The sequence below is a fragment of the Gordonia sp. B8661-1 genome, from assembly GCF_059427765.1.
This window is the reverse complement of sequence record NZ_JCAHRL010000005.1, coordinates 1-15215: the sequence shown is the minus strand read 5'-3', so window position 1 is coordinate 15215 and position 15215 is coordinate 1. Positions and strand designations below refer to the sequence as shown.

The 15215-nt window shown below is 66.0% G+C and carries 14 protein-coding genes; 4 read left to right on the top strand and 10 right to left on the bottom strand.

Features of this window, described 5'->3' with window-relative positions:
- Positions 1 to 65: 65 nt before the first annotated feature.
- Positions 66 to 1370: a DNA polymerase III subunit delta' gene (locus tag AC4JJG_RS11890; protein WP_495401660.1), complete on the bottom strand. Its 1305-nt coding sequence runs from the start codon at positions 1368 to 1370 to the stop codon at positions 66 to 68.
- Between the two features lie 83 nt (positions 1371 to 1453).
- On the opposite strand from AC4JJG_RS11890, the gene AC4JJG_RS11885 reads away from it, so the two are divergent.
- On the top strand, positions 1454 to 3052 hold the full coding sequence (locus AC4JJG_RS11885) for an adenylate/guanylate cyclase domain-containing protein (RefSeq protein WP_495401661.1): 1599 nt from the start codon (positions 1454 to 1456) through the stop codon (positions 3050 to 3052).
- A gap of 8 nt (positions 3053 to 3060) precedes the next feature.
- On the opposite strand, the gene topA is transcribed toward AC4JJG_RS11885, so the two are convergent.
- The 3 genes from topA to AC4JJG_RS11870 form a co-directional block, all read right to left on the bottom strand.
- Positions 3061 to 6147, bottom strand: a complete 3087-nt coding sequence (gene topA, locus AC4JJG_RS11880; RefSeq protein WP_495401662.1) for a type I DNA topoisomerase — start codon at positions 6145 to 6147, stop codon at positions 3061 to 3063.
- A 275-nt stretch (positions 6148 to 6422) separates the two neighbouring features.
- A complete protein-coding gene (locus AC4JJG_RS11875) occupies positions 6423 to 7010 on the bottom strand; it encodes a hypothetical protein (protein WP_495401663.1) in 588 nt (195 codons plus the stop codon).
- 161 nt (positions 7011 to 7171) lie between these two features.
- Positions 7172 to 7375 carry a cold-shock protein gene (locus AC4JJG_RS11870; RefSeq protein WP_495401664.1) on the bottom strand — a complete coding sequence of 68 codons (204 nt, stop codon included), beginning with the start codon at positions 7373 to 7375 and terminating at the stop codon, positions 7172 to 7174.
- A 320-nt stretch (positions 7376 to 7695) separates the two neighbouring features.
- Here AC4JJG_RS11870 and AC4JJG_RS11865 point away from each other — a divergent pair, with 320 nt between their 5' ends.
- Positions 7696 to 10104, top strand: coding sequence for a Zn-binding domain-containing protein (locus AC4JJG_RS11865; protein WP_495401665.1), 2409 nt, complete (start codon positions 7696 to 7698; stop codon positions 10102 to 10104).
- Between the two features lie 11 nt (positions 10105 to 10115).
- Here AC4JJG_RS11865 and AC4JJG_RS11860 read toward each other — a convergent pair whose 3' ends face one another.
- From AC4JJG_RS11860 to AC4JJG_RS11835, 6 genes are all read right to left on the bottom strand, one after another.
- Entirely contained in the window at positions 10116 to 10484 is a 369-nt protein-coding gene (locus tag AC4JJG_RS11860) for an Rv3654c family TadE-like protein (RefSeq protein WP_495401666.1), read from the bottom strand.
- Positions 10481 to 10891, bottom strand: a complete 411-nt coding sequence (locus AC4JJG_RS11855; protein WP_495401667.1) for a TadE family type IV pilus minor pilin — start codon at positions 10889 to 10891, stop codon at positions 10481 to 10483. Before AC4JJG_RS11855 ends, AC4JJG_RS11860 begins: the two co-directional genes overlap by 4 nt.
- Positions 10892 to 10894: 3 nt before the next feature.
- Positions 10895 to 11113 carry a DUF4244 domain-containing protein gene (locus AC4JJG_RS11850; RefSeq protein WP_495401668.1) on the bottom strand — a complete coding sequence of 73 codons (219 nt, stop codon included), beginning with the start codon at positions 11111 to 11113 and terminating at the stop codon, positions 10895 to 10897.
- Between the two features lie 72 nt (positions 11114 to 11185).
- Complete coding sequence (locus AC4JJG_RS11845) at positions 11186 to 11809, bottom strand: type II secretion system F family protein (RefSeq protein WP_495401669.1); 624 nt, start codon at positions 11807 to 11809, stop codon at positions 11186 to 11188.
- A complete protein-coding gene (locus AC4JJG_RS11840) occupies positions 11806 to 12600 on the bottom strand; it encodes a type II secretion system F family protein (protein ID WP_495401670.1) in 795 nt (264 codons plus the stop codon). Before AC4JJG_RS11840 ends, AC4JJG_RS11845 begins: the two co-directional genes overlap by 4 nt.
- Positions 12597 to 12773: a hypothetical protein gene (locus AC4JJG_RS11835; RefSeq protein WP_495401671.1), complete on the bottom strand. Its 177-nt coding sequence runs from the start codon at positions 12771 to 12773 to the stop codon at positions 12597 to 12599. The genes AC4JJG_RS11840 and AC4JJG_RS11835 overlap by 4 nt, the downstream gene beginning before the upstream one ends.
- 185 nt (positions 12774 to 12958) lie before the next feature.
- Here AC4JJG_RS11835 and AC4JJG_RS11830 point away from each other — a divergent pair, with 185 nt between their 5' ends.
- The gene (locus tag AC4JJG_RS11830) at positions 12959 to 13693 is read left to right on the top strand and encodes a hypothetical protein (protein WP_495401672.1); all 735 of its coding nucleotides are present in this window, start codon (positions 12959 to 12961) and stop codon (positions 13691 to 13693) included.
- Positions 13694 to 14009: 316 nt separating this feature from the next.
- Positions 14010 to 14996, top strand: a complete 987-nt coding sequence (locus tag AC4JJG_RS11825) for an ImmA/IrrE family metallo-endopeptidase (protein ID WP_495401673.1) — start codon at positions 14010 to 14012, stop codon at positions 14994 to 14996.
- Positions 14997 to 15215: the final 219 nt, after the last annotated feature.

Below are 15215 nucleotides of genomic sequence, written 5' to 3'. Positions count from 1 at the left end.
CCGGCGCTACTCGACCACCGGAGAGGCGCGGACTCCGTCCGGCGCTACTCGACCAGCGAGTGCTGTCAGCGAGATGCCTTCTCGCGCATCACCAATCCGATCGTCGCGACCATGGCGTCGACCGCGAACTTCGGTTTCACGTTCACCTCGAGCGCGGTGCGGCACTCCAGTACCGCCTCCACGCATCGCAGGAGTTGTTCGGGGGACGCGAACCCGGCCATCGGCGCGACGATGTCGTCGGCCTTGTCCGGGTGCATCGCACTCACCCGCGCACCCACGCCGACGACCAGCGCGTCACGGAAGAGCGCGGCCAGGTCGACAAGGGCGCGGTCGAGCATGTCGCGCTGCACCCGGGTCGCCCGGGACTTCTGCCGCTTCTCCAATTCCTTGAGCGCGCCCGCGGTGCCCCGTGGTGCGCGCGCCGTGCCCTTGCCGGTGCCGCCCGCGCCGAGCGCGGTCTTCATCTCCTCGGTCTCGGCCTCGTCGAGTTCGGCGCTGATCGCCTTGGCTGCTGCTTCGGCCGAACGCACCAGGTCTTCGGCGGCGGCGTAGGCGGTCGAGTCCCGGGTGGCGGCGCGTGCCAGGCCGAGCGCCTTCTCCCGCTGGGCACGGGCGTCGGCATCCGTCGCGAGCCGCTTGGCCCGGCCGATGTGTCCGCCGCACACCGACGCCGCCCACGCCGCATCGGCCTGCGACAATCCGTCGCGTTCGACCAGTACGCGCTCGATGTCCGCGACCGACGGGGTCGTCAGAGCCACATGCCGGCACCTCGACCGCAATGTCACCGCGATGTCCTCGGGATCGATCGTCGGCGCGCACAGCAGGAAGACCGTCCGTGACGGCGGTTCCTCGACGACCTTCAGCAAGGCGTTGGCGGCCTGCTCGGTCAGTCGGTCGGCGTCCTCGACGACGACGATCTGCCAGCGGCCGGTTCCCGGTCGTCGCGACGCCGCCTGCACGATCTCGCGCATCGAATCCACCGACAAACTCAACCCCTGCGGGACGATGTGCCGTACGTCCGCGTGGGTCTGCGCCATCACGGTCACGCAGGCGCGGCATTCGCCGCACCCGACCTCGTCCTCGGACTGGCATTGCAGAGCTGCCGCGAAACAGGTCGCGGCCACCGACCGGCCACTGCCGGGGGGCCCGGTGAACAACCAGGCATGTGTCATCGCGGCGCGCATCCGGCCGTCCACCGGATCGCGCGGGAACTGGTCGTCGTCATCATCGGCGGAGGACGCGAACATCGACACCGCACCGTCGGCGGCCTCGTCCAGTCGCGCCGATACCGACCGTGCCGCCCACGCCGCCTGCCGGAGTTCGTCGGCAACGGCACCCTGTCCGATCAGCCTGTCGAAGACATTTGTCACACCGCCACCCTAATCCGCTGTTCGGACACGTCGATCCGCGCTTCGGTGTTTAACAATTGCAAGCAGCCAGCTACCGTGCATATATGATCCAACGCCGGTCACGGTGGTCAAAGGGCCTGCACACGGCCCGATGGCTGATACGCACACCGTGGCCGATCCTTGCCCTCGACATGTTGCGGGCGAACCTGGTCGGCGCGCTGTTCACCTTCGCGTTCCTGCGTTTCGGCATGCCGCTCTCCGAATCCATCCGGTTCGACGAGATCACCGCCCTCAATCAGGTCATCTTCGCCGTCTATCTCGTCGGCGCCATGCTCGTCGGCGGTTTCCTCAGTATCCAGTTGTCGTTGCCGGTGCTGGTCTGGCACCGGCGACGATCCCGGCTCGACAACGAGACCGCACGACGACGGGCCCTGAAGCTCCCCTATCTGCTGTCGGTGGTGAACCTCGCCCTCTGGGGAATCGGCGGGCTGTTCTTCACCCTCGTCAATTTCTCGGTCTCCCACACCAACGCGTTCATCGTCGCCATCGCCAGCGCCATCGGTGCACTGGTGACCTGTGTGCTGTCCTACCTGCAGGCCGAGAAGGTGCTCCGGCCGATCACCGTGGCCGCCATGGCCAATGACCCCGACAACGCGGTGGCACCCGGCGTCACCACCCGCATCGCGGTGTTCTGGGTCATCAGCGTCGTCGCGCCCCTCGCAGTGATCATCGGCCTCATCATCATGCAGCGGTTCGGCTGGATCAGCACCGACGCCACCGGACTCCAACGCCCCATCCTGTGGATGTCGGCGGCGGCCCTCGCGTTCAGTCTCCTCGCCATCGTGCGGGTGGTGGCCGCGATCAACGACCCGATCAAACAGTTGCGGCTCGCGCAGAGCGAGGTGTCCGACGGCAACCTGAACGTCGCGGTGAAGATCTACGACGGCAGCGACCTCGGTCTCCTGCAGGCCGGTTTCAACGACATGGTCACCGACCTCCGGGAACGGCAGCAGCTTCGGAACCTGTTCGGCCGGTACGTCGGCGAGGACGTGGCCCGCAAGGCCATCGAGACCGGCACCGAACTCGGCGGCGAGGAACGCTACGTCGGCGTCCTGTTCGTGGACATCGTCGGGTCGACCCGTCTCGCGGTGAACCGGCCGCCCCGCGAGATCGTCGAACTACTCAACGAGTTCTTCCGGGTGGTCGTCGCGGTGGTCGGACGGCACGGCGGATTCGTCAACAAATTCCAGGGTGACGCGGCGCTCGCGATCTTCGGCGCACCCCTGGACCAGGAGGACTTCGCCGGCAAGGCACTGGCCTCCGCGCGCGAGTTGCGCACCGAGCTCTACCGCACCCTCGGCGATACCGACATCGGCATCGGGGTGTCCGCGGGCAAGGCGATCGCGGGCCACATCGGCTCCGAGCAACGGCTCGAATACACGGTCATCGGCGACCCCGTGAACGAGGCGGCGCGGCTCACCGAACTCGCCAAGGACGAACCGACCCGCGTGCTCGGCTCGGCGCGCGCGCTGTTCCTGGCCTCCCAGGAGGAGGCCCAGAACTGGGAGATCGGTGAGGGCGTCGAACTCCGCGGCCGCGGCATCGAGACACTCCTCGCGCGGCCTCTGGTGGACCCGATGCAGACGAGCCCGATCCCGATCTCGGCCCCGAAGGACGACCTCGGACCGGACGAAGAACTGTAGGTCGTCGCCTAGTCGTCGGTGGACGACTCGGGAGCGGCCTCCGTGGCGGGAGCCTTCTTCGCCGCGGTCTTCTTCGCCGCGGTCTTCTTGGCAGTCGTCTTCTTGGCGGCAGTCTTCTTCGCGGCAGCCTTCTTCGCCGGTGCCTTCTTCGCAGCCGTCTTCTTCGCGGCCTTCTTGGCAGGTGCCTTCTTGGCTCCCCGCTTCTTGACCGGTCCACGGGCCCGACGGTCAGCGAGCAACTCCATCGCGCGTTCCGGCGTGATGGACTCGACCTCATCCCCCTTGCGGAGGCTGGCATTGGTCTCTCCGTCGGTCACGTACGGGCCGAACCGGCCGTCCTTGATGACCATCGGCTTCTCACTGACCGAGTCGTTGCCCAGCTCACGCAGCGGCGGCGCGGCGGCCTGACGGCCCCGGCGCTTGGGCTCGGAGTAGATCTTCAGGGCCTCGTCGAGAGTGATCTCGAACAGCTGTTCCTCGCTGGTCAGCGACCGGGAGTCGGTGCCCTTCTTGAGATACGGACCGTACCGTCCGTTCTGTGCGGTGATCTCCTCGTCGGAGGCCGGATCCACACCGACGACCCGCGGCAGCGACAGAAGCTTGAGCGCCTCCTCCAGCGTCACCGTCGAGATATCCATCGACTTGAACAGCGAACCGGTGCGCGGTTTCGGGCCGGCCTTCTTCGCCGCTGTCTTCTTGGCGGCCTTCTTGGCGGGCGCCTTTTTCGTCACCGTGCCTGTGCCGCCGCCGGTGGGGACGTCGTCGAGGGGAACGATATCTCCTTGTGCCCCACCGCTTTCCCCGCCGTCACGCGGCGTCGGACCGGCCGGGACGGTCAGCGGCGCATTACTGTCCCCTTCCCCGTCCTCATCCTCGGACGGCAGGATCTCGGTCACGTACGGACCGAAACGTCCTTCCTTGGCGACGATCTCGTGTCCGCTGACCGGATCGACACCCAGGACGCGTCCCTCTTGCGGTGTGGCGAAGAGCTTTTCGGCGACGGCGAGCGTCAGCTCATCGGGCGTGATGTCGGCGGGCAGATTCGCGCGCTGTAGGTCGGGTTCGGCATTTACGGCCGCGACGTTGCGTTCCAGATACGGCCCGAAACGACCGACGCGCACGAAGACGGGACGATTCTCCTCGTCGTCGAAGAGCCGGATCGAATTGACCTCGCGGGCGTCGATCTCCTCGAGATTCACACCGACGAGCTTCTTGAGCCCACCGTGTTTGGCGATCTCGGAACGGGCGATCTCGGCATCGTGCTGTGCGCCCTCGGCACCGTCACCGAAGTAGAACTCGGTGAGCCAGCGGGTGCGGTTTTCGCGGCCGGACGCGATCTGATCCAGGTCGTCTTCCAATGCCGCGGTGAAGTCGTAGTCGACGAGGCTGTTGAAGTAGCCCTCCAGCAGCCCGATGACGGCGAAGGCCACCCACGACGGGACGAGTGCGTTGCCCTTCTTCACCACGTAGCCGCGGTCCTGGATGGTGCCGATGATCGAGGAATAGGTCGACGGACGCCCGATGCCGAGCTCCTCGAGCACCTTGACCAGCGAGGCCTCGGTGAAGCGGGCCGGCGGGTTGGTGGCGTGACCGTCGGCGGCGAGATCACGTGCGGTGAGGGCCTGCCCCTCGGTGAGCTGCGGGAGTCGGTTCTCCTCGTCGTCGGCCTGGCCGCCGGCCTGGTCGTCGACGGTCTCGACGTAGGCCGAGAGGAAGCCCGGGAAGGTGATCGTGCGACCGGACGCGGCAAAGGTGCAGCTCTCGCCCGAGGTGGCATCGCCGGTGATCCGCAGGCTCATCGTGGTGCCCTTGGCATCGGCCATCTGCGAGGCGACGGTGCGCTGCCAGATCAGCTCGTACAGACGGAACTCGTCGGTCTGCAACTGACTCGCGACCTGACCCGGCGTGCGGAACGAATCGCCTGCGGGCCGGATGGCCTCGTGTGCCTCCTGCGCGTTCTTGACCTTGCGGGTGTACTGGCGTGGGGTCGGGTGCACGAATGCATCGCCGTACAGTTCACGCGCCTGTTCCCGCGCCGCGTTGATGGCGGAGTCGCTGAGCGTGGTCGAGTCGGTACGCATGTAGGTGATGTAGCCGTTCTCGTACAGCCGCTGCGCTGTGCGCATCGTGCGGTCCGACGAGAAACGGAGCTTACGACCGGCTTCCTGCTGCAACGTCGACGTCATGAACGGCGCGTACGGACGTCGGGTGTACGGCTTCTCCTCCACCGACGACACCGACATCGGCCGGCTGTCGAGAGCATCGGCGAGCTCCTGTGCGCGCCGGCCGTCGAGCACCACCACGCCGTCCGACTTCTTCAGTGCGCCACGGGAATCGAAGTCACGACCGGCGGCCACCCGGGCCCCGTCCACCGAGACCAGCCGGGCAGTGAAGGTCGCGGGCGCGGTCGCCTGGTCACCGGCATCCATGGTGGCGGCGATGTCCCAGTACTCGGCGGAGACGAAGGCCATCCGCTCACGCTCGCGGTCCACGATGATCCGCGTCGCCACCGACTGCACCCGGCCCGCCGACAGCTTCGGCATGACCTTCTTCCACAGCACGGGCGACACCTCGTACCCGTACAGGCGGTCGAGAATGCGGCGCGTCTCCTGGGCGTCCACGAGGTCGATGTCGAGATCACGGGGGCTGGCCGCCGCGGCCTGGATGGCCGATTCGGTGATCTCGTGGAAGACCATCCGCCGGACCGGGATCTTCGGCTTCAGGATCTCCAGCAGGTGCCAGGCGATCGCCTCGCCCTCGCGGTCACCGTCTGTCGCGAGATACAGCTCGTCGACGTCCTTCATCAACGACTTCAGTTCGGTGACCGTCGACTTCTTGTCGGGGGACACCACGTAGAGCGGTTCGAAGTTGTCGTCGACGTTGACACCGAGTCGCGCCCACGGCTGCCCCTTGTACTTGGCCGGCACATCGGCGGCACCGCGCGGCAGATCCCGGATGTGTCCCCGTGACGACTCCACGACGTAGTTCGACCCGAGGTATCCCGCGATCTTGCGGGCCTTCGTGGGCGACTCCACGATCACCAGTCTGCGGGTATCGCTCTCACGTGTGGGTGTTGCGGTGCTGGTATCTGCCACCGAGCGTCCTTTGCTTCGCTGTCATGCCCCCGGCTGCCCTTGTGGGGCCGCTATTGAGGGCGTTTGTACCTTATATATAGCGCTATTTGCACATCCGAATTCACTTCCCCGGCCTCCAGTCTGCACGAAGCGCCCGCACATCAGGCACGCACGGCCGCAAAACCGCAGGTCAGATGGCAGGTGCTGAAGCACATACTTTGTTCGGGTGATTTCTCGGCAGGTCGGGCCGTCGGTATCCGAGCGGGCGACACCCCGCGCACACGGCCGCAGGCGGATCAGAAGCCGGCGACGACCGGCCAGTAGGCGGATGCGTCCGGTTGATCCGGTTCGTCGCCGACGTATTCGAGGAGACGGATCAGACGTCGCCGACCGGCGATACGTAGTGCCGGGTGGTTGCCGCGCGTACCGACGAGTGTCGGGGCGATACCGGCTCGCATGAGTGCGGTGGCCAGTGGTGCATGGGTCTCCGGTGCGTGTGCATCCAGACCGAGCAGATACCGGTCGCCGTCCGGATTTCCCGCAGCGATGAGCCACAGACGAAGCGCGCGCGGTGTCGGCACCCATCCGGGCGGCATCGACTTCACGGCGCCGGTCGACCACCGGCGGTGCAGATCGTCGAAATCGTGGCTGTACGGGGTGCGGGCGATCGGGTTGCCCTCATCGGATGCCGCGACCTCCGCGTCGATACCGGTGGCCGCCAGTTCGTCGACCAGCGCGAGTGCCCGCCACATCTGCTCGACGACCACGGACACGCGGGTGCCCATGTCGGAGCGCACGGCGTGGCCGTGTGACGCCAACAGGCCCGCGAGATCGTCGAATGCGGGCCGATCGATCTGAGCCGAGAAGAATGACAGCTGACCCACACCATGACCTTAATGCTTCGATCCGCCGATACGGGCGCTGCTCATGCAGGCGACAACATACTCGTAACAGTCGGAGGTGCCGAACGAGATCGCTCCCGGCCACCGTAGTGGACCGGGAGCGATCTGGAGTTCAAGCCTGTCTCACAGGTGGAGGAAGTCTCCTAGACGGCGCGGACGCCGGTGGCCTGCGGGCCCTTGGTGCCCTGGCCGACCTCGAACTCAACCCGCTGGTTCTCCTCGAGGGTGCGGAAACCGTTGCCCTGGATTTCCGAGTAGTGGACGAACACGTCGTCGGAGCCCTCATCAGGAGCGATGAAGCCGAAGCCCTTCTCCGCGTTGAACCACTTCACAGTTCCCTGTGCCATTTACTGCATCCTTTTCATAACTTCATTGACTCGACACGAGGTGCCCCCGCGTCGTGGTCGGTCCCGACCGCCATACTCGATGATCCCCGCGGAGAACCCGCAAACGAACTTCAGTACCACGGCCTCAACATCGATCTCGCTACCCCCGTGTTCGGCGGCTTCGAAAGCTGCGACCGGGTCTAGTCAATCACGTATGTGGCGCGCGCGATAGTCGCTGCAACCAGAATGGTCGAAAACCTGGAAAATTTCGGCTCAGAAGTCTCCGGAAGTAGCATCGAAGTCCACGTTGACGAACGTCGTCGACCATTGACGTAAACCCTATGCAGAATCGCACATCTTTCGGCACCGAGTTGCTCCGCCGCTCCATGGCAGGCCACGATCTCGACGATCAGTCGCTGACCCATGTCTCGGTATTTGATTCCCGTACAGCAACTTTCGCGGATTGGCCCGACTGGCTGCCGCCCTCGCTGTTGACCGCCCTCCGGGAGACCGGCATCGACAAACCGTGGTCTCATCAGATCCGTGCGGCCGAACTCGCTTCTGCCGGTTGCCATGTAGCGCTCTGCACGGGCACCGCATCCGGAAAGTCGTTGGCGTACCAGCTGCCGATCTTGACATCGCTGTTAAATGATCAGAACTCCTGTGCGCTGTATCTTTCGCCCACGAAAGCACTGGGGGCCGACCAGATCCGCGCCGTCACCGATATCCTCGCGGCCGGCACCGCGGCGGAAGCCATGTCGGCCGAACGGACGACAGGTGTCGACGACGGATCGCGGTCGGATGAAATCGCCACTGCGACTCAACCTTTTGGACACTCTGCGTTCAAACACATTCAGCCGTGCGCGTACGACGGCGACACCGATGTGGAGATCCGCCACTGGGCACGAGCACATTCCCGGTGGATATTCACCAATCCGGACATGCTGCACATCGGGATCCTCACCGGGCATGCGCGGTGGCGACAGTTCTTCCGTCATCTCCGGTACATCGTCGTCGACGAGTTCCATCACTATCGCGGCGTATTCGGATCACATACCGCGCTCGTGCTGCGCCGCCTGTTGCGGATCGCCCGCGCGGCCGGTGCCGATCCGATCGTCATCGGCACCAGTGCGACCATGGCGGAACCCGCAGAAGCGTTGTCCCGCTTGATCGGTGAGCCTGCGGTGGCGGTCACCGACGACGGGTCGCCCCGCGGTGAACGCACCGTTGCCCTGTGGGAGCCGGAGTTCCTGCCGGTCGTCACCGGCGAGAACGGCGCACCGGTACGGCGGTCGGCGGGTGCCGAATCCGCCCGTCTACTGGCCGATTTCGTGGTCGAGGGCGCCCGTACCCTGTGCTTTCAGCGCAGCCGTCGCGGCGTGGAGCTGACGGCCCGACAGGCACGCGGCCTCCTCGAACAGACCGCACCCGAACTGGTGCCGCGGGTCGGTGTCTACCGTGCCGGGTACCTCGCCGACGATCGCCGTCGTCTTGAGGCCGCCATCAACAGCGGCGAGCTCGTCGGTGTCGCCACCACCAATGCCCTCGAACTCGGCGTCGACATCAGCGGTCTCGACGCCGTGATCGTCGGCGGCTATCCGGGCACGGTCGCATCCTTCTGGCAGCAGGCCGGCCGCGCGGGCAGGCAGCGAACATCGGGAGACTCACTGGTCGTTCTCGTGGCCCGCGACGATCCCCTCGACACCTACCTGGTGCATCATCCCGAGGCTCTGCTGTCGCGTCCCGTCGAAACCATCGTCACCGACCCGACCAATCCCTACATCCTCGCTCCCCACCTACTGTGCGCCGCCAGTGAACTACCGTTGCAGGACAGTGAAATCGAGACATGGGGCGCCGCCGATGCGGTGGCCGCACTCGCAGCCGACGGCAAACTGCGCCGCCGGAAGGCCGGCTGGTACCCGGCGGCCGGCATCGAACCGCACTCCGACGTCGACATTCGCGGCGGCATCGGCGGGCAGGTGCTGATCGTCGACACCACCACCTCTCAGTTACTCGGGACCGTGGACGTCGGACGCGCGATGTCGACGGTTCATCCGGGGGCTCTACATATTCATCAGGGTGCGTCGTATGTGGTGGACGAGCTCGACCTCGACGACGGCCTGGCTCTCGTCCATCCCGAGGAACCGGACTGGACCACGTCGGCCCGCGAGACCACGGACATCACCGTCACGTCGATCGTCGAACAGCGCACCGACGGCCCGCTGACCGTCGCACTGGTCGACGTCGACGTCACTCATCAGGTGGTCGGCTACTTGCGCACACTGCTGTCCGGTGAGGTGCTCGATGCCGTCGAACTCGACATGCCGGAGCAGACCCTGCACACCCGTGCCGTCATGTACACGCTCGATCCGGATGTTCTCGACGAGTCCGGCATCGACGCCGCCCGCCTTCCGGGGTCACTCCACGCCGCCGAACATGCGGCCATCGGCCTCCTTCCTCTCGTCGCCTCGTGTGATCGGTGGGATATCGGCGGGCTGTCCACCAATCACCATCCGGACACCGGCCTGCCCACCGTCTTCGTCTACGACGGATACATGGGTGGGGCCGGCTTCGCCGAACGCGGCTACCACGCATTCCGCACGTGGATCGAAGCCACCCGGGACGCCGTGTCCAGTTGCCGCTGTGAGAACGGCTGCCCGTCGTGCGTCCAGTCCCCCAAGTGCGGCAACGGCAATGATCCTCTCGACAAGCGCGGCGCCGTGACCGTCCTCGATCTCCTCCTACGCTGATACCTGCGGCGTCATTCAACCGGTCCTGCGCGCGCACGCGCGGCAGCCGTGCGAATACCGAACGGCCCCAACGACACCGGAACCTCCACCCCGATCACCACATCCTCCCCTTTCACCGAACACTCCACCACCCGCGCCGAGACCTCCTGAGCCGCCGCGAGCTCTCGCGCCGCCGCACACGGGTCCTCCGCACCGACAACTCGGTCAGCGGCCGCCGCCAGCGCCGAGAGATCGGCCGCCGACTGCGCACGATGCCTCGCGACCACCGCTGCCGCGACATAGAGCACCAGCAGCACCAGAACCGTGATCCCGGCGATCACATACGCCCCGGTCACCGTCGCCGATCCACGATCGTCACGCCACGACGGCGTGTCACTCACGGCCCCGGCCCATCGTCGGCCACTGCACCGGCACCGGACGCTGCATCGCCCTCCGGTTCCCGAGCCGCCACCGCCCGAGCCGACACCTCGATCATCCGGAACAGCGGGACCGGGGCACGCACCTCGACGATCACCTGGGACTCGTTCTGACGCAGCGTGATCGACGCATCGTTGCCCACCACGGCCCGCGCCGTCTCCTCGGCATCCTCGTCGCCGACAGCCCCCAGGCGCGCCGCCTCGCGTGCCGCATCGGTGCAGCGAATCTGCGTCGTCGCACCTACGACCGCACCCACCCCCATGACGACCACGACGACGATCGCCGCCAACGCGTAGGCTGCCTCGACGGTCACCATCCCCGCGTCGTCGGCCCACACCTCACGGAGCCGGCGAAGCATGCGCCGCAGCATCTCTCACCCCACCGACGTATTCAGCGCCTTGCCGATGATCCCGGTCAACGCGCTCACGATGTTGTCGCCGGTGACCACCGTGTACAAGATCGCTCCGAACGCGGCCGCGGCCACGGTTCCGATCGCATACTCCGCGGTGCTCATGCCCTCGTCGTCCACGACGACCCGCCACATGGCGGACTCCACCCGACTGACGGTTAGGCGAAAGATGTTGTTCGACATGCTGTTCCCTCCCTGGCGCGGAATGCGCCGACATATCTTGGACGCACCGGCCGCCGGATCGGATCCACCGGATCACCCACCGAACATCGGCCGGGCCAACCCGATCACCACGGGCACGATGCCGAGGCAGACGAAGGCGGGCAGGAAGCACAGCCCCAGCGGGCCACTGATCGCGACTCCCGCACGTTCGGCCGCGGCGACCGCACCGTCCTGTGCCTTCTGCCGAACGGTCTCGGCGAGGTCGGACAGTTCCCGCGACAGCGACGACCCCGAGCGTGCGGAGCGGCGCGCCAGGGCCGAGACCTCCTCGAAAACAGGCGATCCCACCGACGCGGTCCGCGTGCCCGGCACCGCGGTCTCCGACGCCCGAGTCCATGCATGCTCGGCGTCCGCACCCAACTCGAGCAGTTCGGCGACCGCCGAGAGGTGTGCCGAGAGCACCGGCGGGGCCGCCTCCGCGACCATGACCGCGGTCGCCGAAATCGGCTGCCCCGCGCGCAATCCCACCGCGAAGAGGTCGAGCGACGCCGCCACCTCGAACGGATCGTCACCACGCGCACGCGGACGGAGCCAACGCGGTTCCCCTCGCGCAGACGTCGGAGCGTCGATGATCCGGTAGACGGCCCAGTGCCGGTCCGGCCACACCCACAACGCGCCGGCCATGGACGCCACCGCACAGAGCAGGAGCACGGTCATGATGCGACCGCGCGGTCGGTTATGCGTTCGGACCACACGAGACCACCGGCGGCGAAGAGCGTTCCGACGATCAGCAGCAGCCCGCCCGGTCCCCCGCCGAACAGCACGCCCAAAGGATCGGCGCCCATCATCTGCCCGAGCGCGACACCCAGGACCGGTAACCCTGCCAGCACGACCCCTGTGGCCCGGGGGCCGGCGAGAGCCGCCCGGGTACGTTCGCCGAATCGCTGCCGGGCCACCACATCGGCACGAACCGACGAGAGCAGATCGACCAGTGGTAGCCCCAGATCGTCGGCCGCGCGCCACACGAGGGCCACACGCCGCCACGAGTCGTCAAGTTCGTCGACCGGGCTCGCGAACACCTCGCCCCCGAGTTCGGCGCGTCCCACCATCGTTCGCAACATGGCGGCGGCCGGCGACGACCCGTCGGCGACGGCCAGTTCATCCGCGGCGGCCCGGCATGCCCGCACCGCGGGCGCACCGACGCCCAGTTCCGCGATCATCACCGACAGTGCACGCATCAGTTCGGCGGTGGCGCGATCCGCACTGCGCGCCACCCTGCGGCGCCGCCACCACCGGACGACCACGCAGGCGACCACCGATGCGGCCACCGCGGCCGGGATGCCACCGGTCCAGATCGCGGCCACCGGCAGCATGACCGTGGCCATCGGCCAGAGGCCAGGGGCGGCGCGCGCACGCGACGACGACGCCACCTCCCGGACACGCAGCGCGGCAACCGGTTCCGGCCACCACAGACAGAATGCCGCACAGGCGATCACAACGATGGTCACAGCCGTTCCGATGGACTTTCGCGGAGTGCGCAGAGACGGTCAAGGGTCTCGCGATGCTCGGTGAAGCCGGTCGTCCGCAGCCAGGCCGGCATGATGGCCACCAGTCCGTCGGGCCGTCGGGTCACGACTCCGATCTCGGTGAGACCGCGCGCCCCATCGGGTGTCCGCGCCACCCCGAGGACGATCTGCAGTTGTTATCTGGGGTTAGGCGAGTATGAAGTGCCAGATATACCGTTCTATCTGCGTAAATAGTGTAGGTTACATGTATACTATGGTGTCGTGTGGTCAGCATCCGACAGAGAATCGCTCCGGCGTGTTGCCATCCTCGATGGAGGGTTAGGGGGTAAATTTTTGCCCCATGGAACTACACGACGATCCCGGGCGGTTGCTCCTCAAGTTTCGCGAACAGCACGAGCAGGTGTTGGGCGAGTTTCATGGCGACTTGGTGGCCCGTGCGTCAGAGACCGACACTCGATTCGCCGACCAGGGCGAGCCTCGTCGCATCGTTCGGTCGGCATCGCTTCTGGAAACTGCGCTCAAGTCGAGGGAGCGACGGCAGACCAAGGAATCGACGCTGCAAGCTCGGGGCAGTTACGGCTTCTCCATGGTTCTTGTCGATGGGCATGGGACTGTTGTGCGTACGAAGCTGTTTCCGCGCGGCGAGGATGGCGAGCGTCTCAAACCGGTCCCGTATGTTCCTGGGCGTCAGCCGATTCGGCGTCCAAACGAACTTCAGTTGAGCTTCGAGGACGAGCTCGGAGAGCCGTTCGGCGGGGACGATCTGATGGCACCACCTCCGGGTTTCACGTTCTATGTGCTGTGGTGGCCCGGCAGCTTGGGGCTGGGTGGAGCAGAGCTCGCTGCAGGGTGGGTCAAGAACAAGGTGGAGCCAGTTCTGTATGCGACTCTTCCCTTACCCGAGCCCATCATGGAGATTCGCAAGACTCCTGCGGGTGCGCTAGGAATGCCAGCAACTCCGTTGGAGTCGGCATCGACGACTTCCGGCAGGGGCCAGAAGCCCCGACGCAGGGACGACGACTTCGATTCGGTCGTGGGCCCAGAAGAAGCTGCCCCGCCGCAGTCGCCGTCCTAGGTGGCGACGCGGTTGATGGGCCGCGACTTCGGACGCGGCCCGATGATGTTGAATCGAGCACACGATGATTGAAGTATTTGGTGCACGAGTCAGGCAAGCCCGGGTGTTGCGACGAATGTCGGCGACATCGGTGTGTGAGTCCATGGGGTGGAGTCCCAACCGGCAGACGAAACTAGAGAAGTCCTCGGTTCTGTGGTCCACGCCTGAAGAGGTCGAACGGTTCTCGGACCTATTCGGCTTTCCTGCACGGTTTTTCAGTACCGAACCGCGGACACGGCTCACAGCCGGGGAACTGTTATTCCGAGCACCCAAGTCGATGACGAAGGGTGAGCAAGAGTTCCTGGCAGTGTTCGCCTCACTGGTTGGGGACATCCTCGGCGATCTGGATGATCACTCGAAGCTACCGCCGGTACGGGTGCCCGCGATTCAGAGCGGCCCGTCCGCCGGAGTCCCCATTGCTTTGGCGGCGCTACAGCTACGCGAGGCGATGGGACTTGAGGCTGATGAGCCCTTCGACGATCTGATGTATGAGGCGGAGCGTGTCGGCGCTCCCGTCATCGTCCGTCGCCGGGAGCGGGGTGAATGGGATAGGGAGTTCGCGGCATCGGCGGCGTATGCCCGTACCGAACGGCACTTGGGCTATTCAAGCTGGGTCGGTGAACATCGTGACCGGCCGCTGCTGGTGCTTCGGGAGTCTGAGTCGTGGGAGCGAACTCGATTCACGGTGGCACATGAGTTGGGGCACTTGGTCTTACATAGCCGCGCTTCGTGTGTGGTTGGTTCCGAGCAGGAGAGCGAGGCCGATCGGTTCGCGGCAGAGCTTCTGGCACCGATTGCTGCGGTGGCAACCGAACTACCGACGATGGTGTCATTGCTAAACCTCAAGCCACTCAAGGATAAATGGGGGATTTCGTTGGGTGCCTTGATCCGTCACATTCGTGACGCACGTCTGATTGATCCGGTCCGGGCCGAGATGCTCACCAAGCAGTTGTACTCGCGGACCAACCCCGATACAGGGCACACCTGGGGTGTGACGGAGCCGGGGTGGCTGGATCGCCAGCCCGAACGGCCACGCCTGGTCAGCAAGTTTGTGGAGCGCTGCTATGGAGCATTGTCGTTGGGAGAGTTAGCAGCCCAGGGCGCCACTGGGCTGCCACTCGATGTCCTTGATTGGATCTTGGCGACACAGCGTACCGCCCCGTCACTGCCCATCCCGCAGAGCCCGGACGTTACAATTCGGATGGCGGCGACGCATGGCGAGGCTGAGGTCGTTGCCCTCGATTCACGACGGCACCGGGCGTGAGGTGTCACGGTGGCCAGAGTGCAGCGACTGACGTTTCCGGATCGGACGCATTCTGTCACCGTGATCGGCGCCGACCGATTGCCCGTAACGCAGGCCCGCGAATACCTGCGGTTCCTCACTGACGAGGGAGCATCCCCCAACACGGTGAAGTCGGGACTGCTGCACGATCGGGTGACAGTGTCGGTGTCATGCCGCTGAGGCGGCTGTGTTGATGATCGT

Excerpts from the sequence above, each read along its gene's own strand:
- AC4JJG_RS11825 (WP_495401673.1), top strand. The coding sequence starts at position 14,010 with ATGACGAAGGGTGAGCAAGAGTTCCTGGCAGTGTTCGCCTCACTGGTT.
- AC4JJG_RS11870 (WP_495401664.1), bottom strand. The coding sequence starts at position 7,375 with ATGGCACAGGGAACTGTGAAGTGGTTCAACGCGGAGAAGGGCTTCGGC.
- AC4JJG_RS11850 (WP_495401668.1), bottom strand. The coding sequence starts at position 11,113 with ATGTCGAACAACATCTTTCGCCTAACCGTCAGTCGGGTGGAGTCCGCC.
- AC4JJG_RS11885 (WP_495401661.1), top strand. The coding sequence starts at position 1,454 with ATGATCCAACGCCGGTCACGGTGGTCAAAGGGCCTGCACACGGCCCGA.
- AC4JJG_RS11845 (WP_495401669.1), bottom strand. The coding sequence starts at position 11,809 with ATGACCGTGCTCCTGCTCTGTGCGGTGGCGTCCATGGCCGGCGCGTTG.
- AC4JJG_RS11830 (WP_495401672.1), top strand. The coding sequence starts at position 12,959 with ATGGAACTACACGACGATCCCGGGCGGTTGCTCCTCAAGTTTCGCGAA.
- AC4JJG_RS11855 (WP_495401667.1), bottom strand. The coding sequence starts at position 10,891 with ATGCTGCGGCGCATGCTTCGCCGGCTCCGTGAGGTGTGGGCCGACGAC.
- AC4JJG_RS11865 (WP_495401665.1), top strand. The coding sequence starts at position 7,696 with ATGCAGAATCGCACATCTTTCGGCACCGAGTTGCTCCGCCGCTCCATG.